Here is a 12,507-nt window from a genome sequence, read left to right as displayed (position 1 = left end):
TGAACAATTGCAGTCGCAGGGCGGGCTTACCCTCGGGATGTTGGTCGTTCCATGAGGGGTTCTGACAGCAGTTCCTCGACAAAGAAGCTGAGCAGTTGCAAGCGGCCGGACACGCCAGCTTTGCGGTATACTGCAGCACTTTGGGCCTTGATCGTACCTTCTTTGGTCTGCCGAAGTTCCGCGATTTGGGCAATCGACAGGCCCTTGAGCGAGAGCAGCGCAACATCGCGTTCGGCTTTGCTTAGCCGCCATTCGTCAAACTGGGTGCCGATAACCTGTGCGAACGCGCCTTGGGCCACGCCAAGCTGCCGTTGTATATCCCGAACGCGCCGGTTCTGGGCGCGGATCAGCGCAATCGCTGCCGCCAATCCACCCAAAAGCGCTATTGAGATCAAAAGTTCAAAACTGTGCAAGTACCGGAAGCCGGCGCTTTCGCCCCCGGTCCAATCCAGCAGTGCATCGGTCAGGAAAAAGGTGGCGCAGAGGGCCTGCACCACCAAAAGGAGCCACAACAAAGACGTTTGCGATATCTTCATGATGCTCCTTCAGGGTCGCGCGGTCAGTCGTCATCCTCTTCAAGTTCGATGGCGGTTACGGTGCCATCGACTTTGTTCAGGACCAGTTCAGTTTCCACGCCATCCTTGCTGAGTTCAACCTCGATCTCGCCGTCTTCGAATTCGATCTCTTCGACCACATAGCCCTGCGCCTCCAGCGCCGCACGGATGTCAGCCTCATCCGTCCCCAGTTTTTCGCCCAGCCCCACATTGGCCAGGGCCAGCGCGGGGGCTGCTGCAATCAAACCGGCAAGGGTCAGAATTTTCAGGTTTTCCATATCGCATCTCCTGTTTTTGCGCGTTTCAACGCAATGGAGTTGGGAGGGTGCCCGGATCGTTTCGATTGGGCTTTGGTTGAATTGGATGCAATTGGACCAAGGTTTATGCGTTCGATCAGGCTATATCAAAGCCCACGGGCGGCAGAGTGGCATAAAAAAGGCCCCGGTGGATCACCGGGGCCTTCATCATTAGAATAGGGAAGCAGATTTACTCTGCACCTTCCTCTTTCTTTTCTTTCTTTTCGGGCACGATCTCTTCGCCGGTTTCCTGATCGACCACTTTCATCGACAAGCGGACCTTGCCGCGATCGTCAAAGCCCAACAGCTTGACCTTTACTTCCTGGCCTTCCTTCAGAACATCCGACGGATGGTTCAGGCGGCGGTTTTCGATCTGGGACACGTGGACCAGGCCGTCGCGCTTGCCAAAGAAGTTCACGAAGGCACCGAAGTCGACGATCTTGACCACTTTACCGGTGTAGATCTGACCCTCTTCCGGCTCGGCCACGATTGAATAGATCATGTCATAGGCCTTTTTGATCGACTCCCCATCGGGCGAGGCGATCTTGATGACGCCGTCGTCGTTGATGTCGACCTTGGCACCCGAGGTCTCGACGATTTCGCGGATGACCTTGCCGCCCGAGCCGATCACTTCACGGATCTTGTCGGTCGGGATGTTCATGGTCTCGATGCGCGGAGCGTGGACCGAAAACTCGTTGGTCTCGGAGAGCGCCTTGCCCATCTCACCCAGAATGTGCATCCGGCCGTCCTTGGCTTGCGCCAGGGCTTTCTCCATGATCTCGGGCGTTATGCCTGCGACCTTGATGTCCATCTGCAGCGAGGTGATGCCGTTTTCGGTACCAGCCACTTTGAAGTCCATGTCGCCCAGGTGGTCTTCGTCACCCAGAATGTCCGACAGGATGGCATAGTTGCCGTCATCTTCCAGGATCAGACCCATGGCCACACCGGCAACCGGTGCTTTCAGCGGAACGCCCGCATCCATCATCGACAGCGAGCCGCCGCAGACCGACGCCATCGAGCTGGAGCCGTTGGATTCGGTGATTTCCGACACGATGCGGATCGTGTAGGGGAAGTCGGTTGCCGCAGGCAGAACCGCCTGTAGGGCGCGCCATGCCAGCTTGCCATGACCGATCTCACGACGGCCCGGGCCACCCACGCGGCCAACTTCACCAACCGAATAGGGGGGGAAGTTGTAGTGCAGCAGGAAGTTCGATTTGAAGTTGCCATGCAGCGCGTCGATGAACTGTTCATCGTCACCGGTGCCCAGCGTGGTCACGGCCAGCGCCTGCGTTTCACCACGGGTGAACAGGGCGGAACCATGCGTGCGGGGCAGCATCGAGGTTTCGGCTTCGATGCCACGGATGTCGGTGGTCGAGCGACCGTCGATGCGCTTGCCGCCTTTGACGACGTCGCCGCGCAGGATGCCAGCTTCCAGCTTTTTCATCGCCGAGCCGAGGTTCGCGTCTTCCAGCTGTTCCTCGGTCAGTGCTTCCTTGATGGCTTCGCGGGCCGCGGCAACAGCGGCGGTGCGCTCTTGCTTGTCGGTGATCGCGAAGGCGGCGCGCATCTGCTCTTCACCGGCTGCGGCAACAGCGGCGTACAGCTCCGAGTAATCGGGGGCTGCAAAATCGAACGGCTCTTTTGCGGTTTCTTCGGCCAGCGAAATGATCAGATCGATGACCGGCTGAATTTGCTCGTGCGCGAAGGTCACGGCGCCCAGCATTTCGGCCTCGGACAGTTCGTACGCTTCCGATTCCACCATCATCACGGCGTCTTTGGTGCCGGCCACAACCAGATCCAGACGCTGTTCGGGGTTCAGGCGCAGGTCCTGCATGTCGTCCACGGTCGGGTTCAGGACGTATTCGCCATCCACGAAACCAACGCGAGCACCGGCGATCGGGCCCATGAACGGCGCGCCCGAGATGGTCAGGGCAGCCGAAGCGGCAATCATCGCGACGATGTCGGGGTCGTTGACCAGATCGTGGCTCAGCACGGTGCACATGACCAGAACTTCGTTCTTGAAGCCGTCAACGAACAGCGGGCGGATCGGGCGGTCGATCAGACGCGCGGTCAGCGTCTCTTTCTCGGTCGGGCGCGCCTCGCGCTTGAAGAAGCCACCCGGAACTTTACCGGCGGCATAGTATTTTTCCTGATAGTGCACGGTCAGCGGGAAAAAGTCCTGACCGGGCTTTTGTTGCTTGGCAAAGGTCACGTTCGCCATGACGCTGGTTTCGCCCAGCGTGGCGATCACGGTGCCGTCGGCCTGACGGGCAACCTTGCCGGTTTCCAGTGTCAGCGTCTCTTCGCCCCACTGAATTGATTTCTTCGTTACATCAAACATATGCGTATCCTAGAACGGAGCACTCCCGCCCCTGCGGGTCTCCGGTTTGCATGGCGGCCCCATTGCCGCCGACCCCACTTTATCTTCCATTCGAGTGCCGGGGTCAGGGCACAACGTCTCAGATACCGCGCGCATACAGCAGAAAACGTTGGAAGGAAAGCGAAACCGCACAAGGCGGCGGTGGACCGCCATGCCCGGAGTGTGACCGTTGCTGAACAACCGTGTGTGGCAAAACACGCAGGATTGCTTACATGGTAACACATGTCACATACCCGAGGATGCCATGACCTTTTGCCTGCGGTTGCTGAGCGTCGCGTTGCTGACCCTGTGGGGTTTTGCGGCACTGGCGTCCCAACCTGTCGAGTGGTCTGATCTGCCGGACCCTGCCGCGCAGGACTTTGAAGACCCGTTTCGCGAGCTGAGCGCCGAGCAGTTTGATGACCTGCGCTTTGCGCTGCGCTTGCGTGGGCGCTTGCAGCAGGATGTCGGCAGCGCGGACGAACAACACAAATGGCAAGAGCTTTTGTCCGAAACGGAACAGGCGCTGGCCGCCGATCAGATCGATATCGACCGGCTCATGTCCCAGCGTGATGCGGTGATTCAGCGTCGCGAGATGGCTGATACCGCCGGGAACCCCAAGGTCAACGATCAGGTTGTCACAATCACCGGCTATGTGATCCCCGCGCCTTCGGATGAACAGGGGCATGGTGTGGCCTATCTGGTGCCTCAGCCCGGTATGTGCAGCCACCTGCCGCCACCCCCGCCCAATCAGATGATCCGTGTCCGGCTTTCGGACCAGTGGGCCCCGACCTTGTATTATGAGCGTGTTCGCCTGACCGGGCGATTGACCATTGCGCCGACGGAGTACGAGATGTTTGTGATCGACGGGCAGGTTCCGATGCGGGCCACGTTCCGTTTGGATGTCCACAATGCCGAACCCTTGGGCAGCGGCGAGGAGCATTTTCAGGAGTTCCTGACGGTGCATGATCGCTTGCGCGCGGCGCTTCGGCAGAAATCCGGCGGGCCTGTCGAAGGCCCCTGAACCGGTTTGCGCCCTTTACCTTGATGCCCTGAACAACACATTCCGAAAAAAGAATAATTTTGCCATATTATGATGAGGGTGTAGGCTCGACCCACAAGACCTGCGGTCGCAAGGACGGGAACGCGCCAAGGGACTAGAAAAATAAGGCCGTCTTCGACCGAATACCTTGGCGTTTGCACGTAGCAAACTGAGGGAAAGTCGAATGGCTGAAACCAAGAAAATGCTTGATCCGGATCCCCGGATTTATGACTTCGAAACCGAATATGAGCTGGGGCAGGATAACGTCCGGCCATTCGGTCTGGACATACACAATCCGGTCTTCCTGATCTCGAGTATCCTGATCTTTGCGTTCGTCCTGATCGCATTGGCCAATCAGGAGGCCGCGGCCTCGTTCTTTGGCTGGCTTCGGCCCTGGCTGACCAGCACGTTTGACTGGTTCCTTGTGCTCTCGGTCGATGCAATCACCCTGTTCTGTCTGGTGCTGATCGTTCTGCCTGTCGGCAAGGTGAGGATCGGCGGCAAGGACGCCGAGCCTGACTATTCCTATGCCGGTTGGATCGCGATGATGTTCGCCGCCGGTATTGGCATCGGTCTGCTGTTCTTTGGCGTGATGGAGCCGGTCTATTACAACTTCGCCGAAGGCGGCAACGCCGCGCCCTTAGGAATCGACATTGCCGTGCCGGGTAACGAATACGCGGGCATCGTGGGCACGATCCACCATTGGGGCCTTGAAGGCTGGGCGGTTTACGCCGCCGTGGGTCTGAGCCTTGCGATCTTTGCCTATAATCTGGACCTGCCGCTGACCCTGCGGTCGGCCTTTTACCCATTGCTGGGCGAGCGGGTCTGGGGCTGGTGGGGCCACATCATCGACACGCTTGCGGTGTTCGCAACACTGTTCGGCCTCACCACTTCTTTGGGTCTTGGGGCGCAGCAGGTTGCGGCGGGTTTGAATGAGGTGTTTGGCATCGAACCCAGCCCGACTGTGGTTGTCCTGCTGATCATCGGTATCACGCTGATCGCGCTGGGCTCGGTCCTGATGGGTATGGATGCGGGCGTCAAACGGCTGAGCGAGATCAATATGATCATGGCCGTCGGCCTCTTCATCTTCGTGATCGTCGTCACCGGTGTTGGCACAGCTATTGCGCGCTATTTCAACGTCATGGTGGATTACGTGACGCACCTTCCGGCCTTGTCCAACCCGTTCGGGCGCGAAGACACCAGTTACTTCCATGGCTGGACGACCTTCTACTGGGCCTGGTGGATCGCGTGGTCGCCCTTTGTGGGCATGTTCATTGCTCGCATCTCCAAGGGTCGCACGGTGCGTGAGTTTATCCTCTGCGCGCTGTTGGCTCCAACGGCCGTCTGTGCGCTGTGGATGTCGACCTTTGGCGGTGCCGCGATCGACATGCTGAACGCGGGCGGCGCAGAAGGTGTCCGCGCCACAGTAATCGACAGCTACGCCCCCGAAGGCGCACTGTTCGGGTTCCTGAAGGAACTGCCGCTTTATGGCATCGTGGCTCCAATCGCGCTGATCCTGATCGTGGTGTTCTTTGTCACTTCGTCCGACTCGGGATCGCTGGTGATCGACACGATCACGGCGGGTGGCAAGATGGACGCGCCTGTTGTTCAGCGCGTATTCTGGTGCACGCTGGAAGGTCTGGTGGCCATCGCACTGTTGCTGGGCGGCGGATTGTCCGCGCTGCAAGGGGCGGCAGTGTCGACGGGCATTCCATTCACGCTGGTGGTGCTGATGATGTGCTACTGCCTGTGGTTGGCGCTGAAATCAGAGCACGCCAAGATGTAAGCACCTTTAGACACAGAAACGCCCGCCAACCGGCGGGCGTTTTCTTTTGGTCTGTCGCAACCGGATCAGAGGGCAACCGCCTCAAAAGACTTCAACAGGGGTCTGGCTGGGCTGTAGGAATTGCTGCCCGATGCCCCCAACTCTGGGAACAGGTCCAGAATTTCCGAGCGCAGGTCATGATCCAGACTGCACAGGCCAACGGTACCGGGCAGAAAGCTTTCCGTTGCGGCCCCGTCGCTGAAAATGATCTCGTGCCGGTCAAACAGGATGTGGAAGTATTCGACCTCGGCGCAAGGCCGTTGGTAAATCGTTTCGCCATTGATCAGGCTTTTCGCCGCAACCAGACATTCGGTTTCGCCAAACAGCATCTCGGCCTTCCAGCCGGACAGCAAAACGCGATGGTTCTGCGAGACCGTCAGGTCACGGTCATTGCCGATTGTGCCGGCCTGAAACACCACCGGCACCCGATTGCCCTTGCCGGGAACGCGGCGTGATCCGATCCATCGGACCGGCTGCGCGCCGTTATCCTTGGTGACCACCAGATCACCGGCCTGAATATCTTCCACAGCAACTGGCCCGTCCGGGGTTTCGATCATCGTACCACGCGCAAAACAGGGTGGCGGCGGGGGAACGTCGAACGAGAAGTCGCCAATCCCCGAGCCGCCTGTGGATGAGCCATCAGGCGACGGGGTCGAGGTAATGATGACCTGAGACACCGGACCAGCGGTCGAAAACGACAGGACGTTAGGGATTGCGGTATCCGGGTCAATCAGAATGTTGCCTGCGGCGTCCTGGGTGATGTTGATCGTCCCGCCGGCGCTTTGAGTGATCGTGATTTCGGACAATGGGATTGGGTTTCCGTCTTCATCCAGAATCAGAATCTGATACCCGTCGTTGAATGACCCGCTGGCGTTTACCCCCCCAAGATCAAACGACAGATTGTTTACGGGGTTTGAAAAGCTGAAATCCGCTGTGTTCGGAGTGGTCGCAAAGTTGGAGTTGATGTCTGCGCCCGAATTTCCGGGGTTGTCGCTCACCCAATCACCGGTGAAATCTGCCGTGATCGTTGTAGAATTTGCCCCGTCCGATACAACGGTGCTGCCATCCTGGGCCGTGCCCGTACCATCCAGCCATATGGCCTGATCCAGTGTCGCCATCGCGCCTACTCACAAAACTTGTTACCCAACTTGCAGTCGCACGCTTAAGGACCGGTTAAGCGCAACTGCCAAATTTATAATACTACTAATGATGATCGTGTCATTAGCCTGTCGCTTGATCGGCAATTTCTTGACGATTTGCGGTGTGCAAAGGGTTGCCCAAATGCACCAACGCCCACCTGTTGGCGGGCGTTGCGTTTTCTTGAACCGGGCCTCGTGCTTGGGACGAGACGTGCAAACGCTTAGCGGCGGATGCCCAGCTTTTTGATCAGGTCCTGATAGCGCGCTTCTTCCTTGCCCTTCAGGTAGTCCAGCAGCTTACGGCGCTGAGCAACCATTTTCAGCAGACCGCGACGACCGTGGTTGTCTTTCTTGTGGGTCTTGAAGTGCTCAGTCAGGGTGTTGATGCGCGAGGTCAGGATCGCAACCTGAACTTCAGGCGAACCGGTGTCGCCTTCTTTGGTCGCGAATTCTTTCATGACGCGTGCTTTTTCAGCAGTAGTGATCGACATCGGGGTCTCCTTTAAAGGTTAGAGTTGATGGCGCAGGCCGGGATGTCGTCCAGCACAGGCCCATGGAGAAACCCGCACCGATTCCGATGCGGATGGGCCCGTATAGGCGCTTTTTTTGCCAATGGCAAAGGGATTCTGCGAGGCTAGAGCATCTGCCCGTACTGGGCCAGCTGGGCCTCGGTAATCAATCGGATGTCGTCGCTGGTCATCCCGTCGGCCCCGTAAAGATGCGCAACCTCCTGTCCGTCGATGACAACACGGGTCAGGTTGGTGTTCTCTTCGTCCTGCTGGATCTGAATGTCGGGATCGTCCGAGGCGTCCCATGTGATCAGCAACTTGTCCTCACCGGGCTGGAAACCCATGACGGTGACCTCTTCGTCATCCCCTTCGGTGTCGAGGATGATCTGGTCGGCCCCTTGGCCGCCATTGGCCACATCTCCGCCCTGGGCCAGGATCGTGTCGTCGCCGGTGCCACCGTTCAGAAAGTCGGTGCTGGGCGAATTGCCGTCTTCGCCGCCAAACAGCACGTCATCGCCATCACCACCAAACAGCACATCTTCGCCTTCGCCCCCGGATAGTGTGTCATTGCCATATCCACCGTGCAGCGCGTCATCGCCTGCGCCGCCTGCCAGCCTGTCGTCGCCCTGACCACCGTAGAGCGCATCCGCGCCCTCTCCGCCGTCCAGCTCATCGGCGCCGAAATGGCCATACAGCTTGTCGTCTCCTGCATTTCCGGACAGCAGGTCGTCGTCCGCCTCGCCATGCAGAATGTCCGATCCGTGCCCGCCGGACATCACATCCTGACCGTCGCCCCCGTGCAGAACGTCATCGCCGCAACCGCCATTGATGATGTCGTCTCCGCCATAGCCGTTGATCTGGTCGTCCCCCTCCTGCCCGGTGATTTCATCTGTACCGTCAGAGCCTGCGATCACCAGATCACCAAGATGTTCGGAGATTACGGTGCCGGTCGAGATCTCCGGACCCTCGGGTGTTTCAGGTTCTTCAACGTTCTCGCCAATATCCAGAAATTCGCCTTCGGTTGGTTCCTCGGGCGTGTCGTTTTTCGGTTCGTCGTCTTCGGGTTCCTCTTCGGTCGCGAACACGTCGCTCATGGCGTAAGCCGCGCCGCCGACGGCGGCCAATCCAAGCAATCCGGCCAGAAACATGGGAACCCTCCGAAAGCACACTGCTCCGAGGTTGAACTATCCCATCCGGCTCCCGGTTTGGTCAAAGCAAGCCTGAGTCCGTGGTTAACCCTTTGTCACCACGCCTCGGGCTGCTGGGTGTATGCGATATAAAGCGGGTGTTTGGGGTGCCCGTCCTTTGTCAGCCCCAGATGAAACAGAGGCTGGCCTGAGCCGCGCAATAGGGTTTCCACCGCCGGGCCGCGTTCCAGATGCGCGCCATGGGTGCCCCAGGCGGCGATCACCTGATCGGCCCATTGTACGCCGTCCAGAATCGCGGCGTCATTCTCGGGCCCCACCGGATCGGCAGCGGCGCGCATCTTGCGCGGGTCGGTGTCGCGCCAGGCAAAGATATTTGTCACCTGAAACGCCCCGAACCCCAGCGCCCGCGCGCGGCGTTCGCAGCGTTCCACCGTTGGGTCGTTCTGCACCTCGGTCGCGGTTGAGGGGTTCAGCATCACAAACAGCGCCTTGCGCCCCGCCGCATTCCAAACGCGGGTCAGGCTATAGCGATACTTCTCGCAATCCGAATAGATGGCGGTCGAGGGCGCGTCGCCCTTGGTATGGGTGCGTGTGATCATGTCTTTCGGCTAGCACAGCGTTCAGGCGACGAACACCCGGCTGGGATGCAATTCGCCGGATTTGTAGATGCCCACGGCCACGGCCTTGCCATCGAGCGAGGCCCAGGCTTCGTCGCCATATTCCACGTCCGACGCCAGCACCATGCCCGGATTGCCGTTGCGCAGGCGGGTGGCACCCTCGGGGGTGCATTTCAGCTCGGGCAGGTCCGACAGGCCGGTTTCCAGCGGATGCAGGTACTCGTCCAGTGCCTCGGTCTTGGCCATCTCGTCGATCTGTTCGATGGACAGGCCGTCTTCGGCCTCGAACGGGCCGGACCAGATGCGGCGGAGTTCCTTGACGTGGCCGTAACATCCCAACGCTGCACCCAGATCGCGCGCGATCGAGCGAACATAGCCGCCTTTGCCGCAGGTCATCTCAAGCACCACGTGGTCTTCGTCGGGGCGGTCGACCACCACCAGTTCCTCGACCCACAGGGGCCGGGCAGACAGTTCCACATCCTCGCCATCGCGGGCCAGCTTATAGGCGCGCTGTCCGTCGATCTTCACGGCTGAGAACTTGGGCGGCACCTGCATGATGTCGCCCAGAAACGGAGCCAGCGCCTGTTTGATATCGTCATCCGAGGGGCGTGCATCGCTTTCCGCAATCACCTCGCCTTCGGCATCGTCGGTATTGGTGGCCTGACCCAGACGCACGGTGAAGGTGTAGGCTTTCAAGGCGTCGGTGATGTAAGGAACGGTCTTGGTCGCCTCACCCAAAGCCACGGCCAGAACGCCGGTTGCCTCGGGGTCCAGCGTGCCCGCATGGCCCGCCTTTTTGGCATCCATCGCCCAACGCACCTTGTTGACTACGGATGTCGAGGTCATGCCCGCAGGCTTGTCCACCACCAGCCAACCGGAAATGTCGCGGCCCTTGCGTTTGCGTCCCATCTTGCACCTTGCCTTTTGCTGAGGCGCGCGGGTTAGCGGATCGTTTTGCCGCTGTCAATTTGTGGGCGTATCTTCCACCACACCCACAATTGGCCCCAGCGAGAACCCCAGATCCGAACGCCCGCCCGCCCGATCATACATGCGCGAGATATTGCCATCGAAGAACAGCGCATTCGGGGTGCCGATCACATCCCGAAACAGGCTGCCGAACTCGTGAAAGGTCACGTAATCCTCCGAGATCGCAAACACCGCCTGCGTTCCATCGGCGCTGGTGCCCACCCCGTTGCGCACATAGAGCGAGGTCGAATCGGGCAGGAAACGCGGATGCAGTTCTCCGTCGATCACCAGCATCGGGCCGGACTGGGTGGCGAACCGGCAATCGGGGGCCTGATCGACATAGGTCAATGTCTCATACACATCGGCGCGACCGTCACGGATGCAGAATACGCCGTTGGGCAACAGGCCGAAATTGCCGGGGCCTGCATTCGGGATCACGCGCATTTGCTCGTGTCCCTCTTCGACATAATGCCCGACGGGCGAGCGGTCGTCGTGGTACATGCCCGCGTTCATCGCAAAGGCCAGTTGCTTACCGCTGGGCGCAAGCGCTTCGTTCACGGATGAAAAATGCCCCAGCACCGCGCCGTTTTCATCATTCAGAAACAGTCGCAGGTCTTCGTTGGCGGCGTCCACTTCGCAGACGGTGTATCGCTTGTCCTCATGGGTCAGCTTTTCGCAGGTCACCGCGCCCGCCTGCGCCGCCCACATGGCAGCGCCCAAGGTGACAAGGGTACGTATCACTCGTCCAGATCGCGGCGCACCGCGTCCTGTTCGAACATGCGGCGAGTGTCGTCGAGACGGTCAAACGTGTCATCCAGACGGAACCGCAGATCGGGCGAGAATTTCAGGTTCAGCTTCTTGCCGATCACGCGCCGCAGTTCACCCTTGTTGCGGGCCAGCAGTTCGATCACGTCCTCCTGCCCTTTGCCGCCCAAGGGCAGCACATAAGCGGTAGCGATCTTCAGATCGGGCGAGGTACGCACCTCGCCCACGGTGATCGACATGCGGTTCAGGTCGGGGTCGTGGACATCTCCGCGCGCCAGAACCTCGGACAGGGTGCGGCGGATCAGTTCGCCGACACGCAGTTGCCGTTGGGACGGGCCGGTGCCATCGTGGAATTTGTTCTTTGCCATATCCCCGATCTAAGCGCAAAGCAGGGCTTTGCCAAGCGGGCGCGAACGGGGTAGGAGGCTTTGAGCCGACTTAGCGAAAAGGACCAGCGCAATGACCCATATTCCAGGGATCGTCATCACAGGGGCTTCGGGCCGTATGGGGCAGATGCTGATCAAGACCGTGTCTGACAGCGATCAGGCGCGTCTGGTCGGTGTGGTCGAGCGTAAAGGCCACGACTGGATCGGTCGGGACGTGGGCGAGGCGATGGGTGGCCCCGCGCTGGGCGTGACTGTAACAGACGACCCGCTGGAGGCATTCGCGCAGGCGCAGGCCGTGATCGATTTCACCGCGCCCGAGGCGACGCTGGAGTTTGCCGCGCTGGCCGCGCAGGCGCGTTGCGTGCATGTGATCGGCACCACCGGCATGAGTGACGAACAGATCGCGGCGCTGGAGCCAGCCTCGCGCCATGCGGTCATCGTGCGGGCGGGCAATATGAGCCTTGGCGTCAACCTGTTGATGCAGCTAACAAAAAAGGTCGCGGCCGCGCTGGATGAGGATTTCGACATCGAGATCATCGAAGGCCATCACCACCACAAGGTCGACGCCCCCTCGGGCACCGCGCTGATGCTGGGCGAGGCCGCCGCCGAGGGGCGCGGCGTCAAGCTGAACGATGTGTCCGACCGGGGCCGCGACGGCATCACCGGCGCGCGCAAACGCGGCGATATCGGCTTTCACGCCATTCGCGGCGGAGATGTGGTCGGTGAACACGACGTCCTGTTCGCCGCACCCGGAGAGCGCATCGTCCTGCGCCATCTGGCGTCGGACCGCGCCATCTTTGCCCGCGGCGCGCTGAAGGCGGCGCTGTGGGGGCAGGGCAAAGCGCCGGGTCAGTATGACATGGTGGATGTGCTGGGGTTGTAGGCCCATAGACGGATCGCC

13 protein-coding genes are annotated in these 12,507 nt (G+C 60.0%); 3 read left to right on the top strand and 10 right to left on the bottom strand.

Features of this window, described 5'->3' with window-relative positions; genetic code table 11:
* Positions 1-26: 26 nt before the first annotated feature.
* The 3 genes from ACR0KX_RS10690 to pnp all read right to left on the bottom strand — a co-directional run bounded on the left by ACR0KX_RS10690 (position 27) and on the right by pnp (position 3,191).
* A complete protein-coding gene (locus ACR0KX_RS10690; protein ID WP_170453624.1) occupies positions 27-536 on the bottom strand; it encodes a helix-turn-helix domain-containing protein in 510 nt (169 codons plus the stop codon).
* A 23-nt stretch (positions 537-559) separates the two neighbouring features.
* Positions 560-832 (bottom strand): PepSY domain-containing protein, encoded by a 273-nt coding sequence (locus ACR0KX_RS10685; RefSeq protein ID WP_170453625.1) that lies wholly within the window; start codon positions 830-832, stop codon positions 560-562.
* A gap of 208 nt (positions 833-1,040) precedes the next feature.
* Complete coding sequence (gene pnp / locus ACR0KX_RS10680) at positions 1,041-3,191, bottom strand: polyribonucleotide nucleotidyltransferase (protein ID WP_170453626.1); 2,151 nt, start codon at positions 3,189-3,191, stop codon at positions 1,041-1,043.
* Positions 3,192-3,474: 283 nt separating this feature from the next.
* Between pnp and ACR0KX_RS10675 the strand changes: the two genes are divergently transcribed.
* Both ACR0KX_RS10675 and ACR0KX_RS10670 read left to right on the top strand, forming a co-directional pair.
* A complete protein-coding gene (locus tag ACR0KX_RS10675; protein ID WP_170623232.1) occupies positions 3,475-4,233 on the top strand; it encodes a DUF3299 domain-containing protein in 759 nt (252 codons plus the stop codon).
* A gap of 202 nt (positions 4,234-4,435) precedes the next feature.
* The gene (locus ACR0KX_RS10670) at positions 4,436-6,037 is read left to right on the top strand and encodes a BCCT family transporter (protein WP_170623230.1); all 1,602 of its coding nucleotides are present in this window, start codon (positions 4,436-4,438) and stop codon (positions 6,035-6,037) included.
* A 65-nt stretch (positions 6,038-6,102) separates the two neighbouring features.
* On the opposite strand, the gene ACR0KX_RS10665 is transcribed toward ACR0KX_RS10670, so the two are convergent.
* From ACR0KX_RS10665 to rbfA, 7 genes are all read right to left on the bottom strand, one after another.
* Entirely contained in the window at positions 6,103-7,194 is a 1,092-nt protein-coding gene (locus ACR0KX_RS10665) for a Hint domain-containing protein (protein ID WP_170521302.1), read from the bottom strand.
* A 242-nt stretch (positions 7,195-7,436) separates the two neighbouring features.
* The gene (gene rpsO / locus ACR0KX_RS10660; RefSeq protein WP_170453629.1) at positions 7,437-7,706 is read right to left on the bottom strand and encodes a 30S ribosomal protein S15; all 270 of its coding nucleotides are present in this window, start codon (positions 7,704-7,706) and stop codon (positions 7,437-7,439) included.
* A 143-nt stretch (positions 7,707-7,849) separates the two neighbouring features.
* Entirely contained in the window at positions 7,850-8,872 is a 1,023-nt protein-coding gene (locus ACR0KX_RS10655) for a calcium-binding protein (RefSeq protein WP_170623228.1), read from the bottom strand.
* 95 nt (positions 8,873-8,967) lie between these two features.
* Positions 8,968-9,471 carry a DUF1643 domain-containing protein gene (locus tag ACR0KX_RS10650; protein ID WP_170623226.1) on the bottom strand — a complete coding sequence of 168 codons (504 nt, stop codon included), beginning with the start codon at positions 9,469-9,471 and terminating at the stop codon, positions 8,968-8,970.
* Positions 9,472-9,492: 21 nt separating this feature from the next.
* Positions 9,493-10,398: a tRNA pseudouridine(55) synthase TruB gene (truB, locus tag ACR0KX_RS10645; RefSeq protein ID WP_480583826.1), complete on the bottom strand. Its 906-nt coding sequence runs from the start codon at positions 10,396-10,398 to the stop codon at positions 9,493-9,495.
* Between the two features lie 54 nt (positions 10,399-10,452).
* Positions 10,453-11,196, bottom strand: a complete 744-nt coding sequence (locus ACR0KX_RS10640) for a phosphodiester glycosidase family protein (protein WP_480708405.1) — start codon at positions 11,194-11,196, stop codon at positions 10,453-10,455.
* The gene (rbfA, locus tag ACR0KX_RS10635; protein WP_480708404.1) at positions 11,193-11,588 is read right to left on the bottom strand and encodes a 30S ribosome-binding factor RbfA; all 396 of its coding nucleotides are present in this window, start codon (positions 11,586-11,588) and stop codon (positions 11,193-11,195) included. The genes ACR0KX_RS10640 and rbfA overlap by 4 nt, the downstream gene beginning before the upstream one ends.
* Before the next feature lie 91 nt (positions 11,589-11,679).
* Between rbfA and dapB the strand changes: the two genes are divergently transcribed.
* A complete protein-coding gene (dapB, locus tag ACR0KX_RS10630) occupies positions 11,680-12,489 on the top strand; it encodes a 4-hydroxy-tetrahydrodipicolinate reductase (protein WP_170735815.1) in 810 nt (269 codons plus the stop codon).
* The last annotated feature ends 18 nt before the right edge of the window (positions 12,490-12,507 follow it).

Source organism: Ruegeria sp. BG5 (genome assembly GCF_056538425.1).
This window is presented reverse-complemented; position numbering and strand designations above follow the sequence as displayed.

Bases quoted from the DNA above. Each gene is read 5' to 3' on its own strand.
- ACR0KX_RS10690 (WP_170453624.1), bottom strand. From the start codon at position 536: ATGAAGATATCGCAAACGTCTTTGTTGTGGCTCCTTTTGGTGGTGCAG.
- ACR0KX_RS10685 (WP_170453625.1), bottom strand. From the start codon at position 832: ATGGAAAACCTGAAAATTCTGACCCTTGCCGGTTTGATTGCAGCAGCC.
- pnp (WP_170453626.1), bottom strand. From the start codon at position 3,191: ATGTTTGATGTAACGAAGAAATCAATTCAGTGGGGCGAAGAGACGCTG.
- ACR0KX_RS10675 (WP_170623232.1), top strand. From the start codon at position 3,475: ATGACCTTTTGCCTGCGGTTGCTGAGCGTCGCGTTGCTGACCCTGTGG.
- ACR0KX_RS10670 (WP_170623230.1), top strand. From the start codon at position 4,436: ATGGCTGAAACCAAGAAAATGCTTGATCCGGATCCCCGGATTTATGAC.
- ACR0KX_RS10665 (WP_170521302.1), bottom strand. From the start codon at position 7,194: ATGGCGACACTGGATCAGGCCATATGGCTGGATGGTACGGGCACGGCC.
- rpsO (WP_170453629.1), bottom strand. From the start codon at position 7,706: ATGTCGATCACTACTGCTGAAAAAGCACGCGTCATGAAAGAATTCGCG.
- ACR0KX_RS10655 (WP_170623228.1), bottom strand. From the start codon at position 8,872: ATGTTTCTGGCCGGATTGCTTGGATTGGCCGCCGTCGGCGGCGCGGCT.
- ACR0KX_RS10650 (WP_170623226.1), bottom strand. From the start codon at position 9,471: ATGATCACACGCACCCATACCAAGGGCGACGCGCCCTCGACCGCCATC.
- truB (WP_480583826.1), bottom strand. From the start codon at position 10,398: ATGGGACGCAAACGCAAGGGCCGCGACATTTCCGGTTGGCTGGTGGTG.
- rbfA (WP_480708404.1), bottom strand. From the start codon at position 11,588: ATGGCAAAGAACAAATTCCACGATGGCACCGGCCCGTCCCAACGGCAA.
- dapB (WP_170735815.1), top strand. From the start codon at position 11,680: ATGACCCATATTCCAGGGATCGTCATCACAGGGGCTTCGGGCCGTATG.